This window comes from Paraburkholderia sp. JHI2823, from assembly GCF_038900695.1.
GTDB lineage: Bacteria > Pseudomonadota > Gammaproteobacteria > Burkholderiales > Burkholderiaceae > Paraburkholderia > Paraburkholderia mimosarum.
Map to the genome: position 1 here is coordinate 1 of NZ_JAYMRY010000439.1, position 252 is coordinate 252.

Annotated in this window: 1 pseudogene; it reads left to right on the forward strand. The window is 58.3% G+C overall.

Annotated features, from left to right (window positions below):
- Window positions 1-26 precede the first annotated feature (26 nt).
- A pseudogene (locus VSR34_RS39325) lies at window positions 27-125 on the forward strand (IS6 family transposase); the annotation flags it as partial.
- Between the last annotated feature and the right edge of the window lie 127 nt (window positions 126-252).

Genomic DNA, 252 nt, shown 5'->3' on the forward strand with positions numbered 1-252 from the left:
GGAAGAAGACGAACCGAGGAGCCACGATGAGCAAGCTGAAGAGTCCGGAGAAGTTGTTCGGCGGACGCCATTTTGATCGGGAGATCATCATCCTGTGCGTTCGCTGGTACCTGCGCTACAAGCTCAGAGGTGGCGCCGCTTCTTCGGACAGGGTCCCGAGATTTTTAAGTGGAACGTCCGGGGCGATCATGCTGCCGATTTGATCGCTGGCAGCGTCGCGAAGTATGCCTCATCGGGCGTCTGATCCGCCAG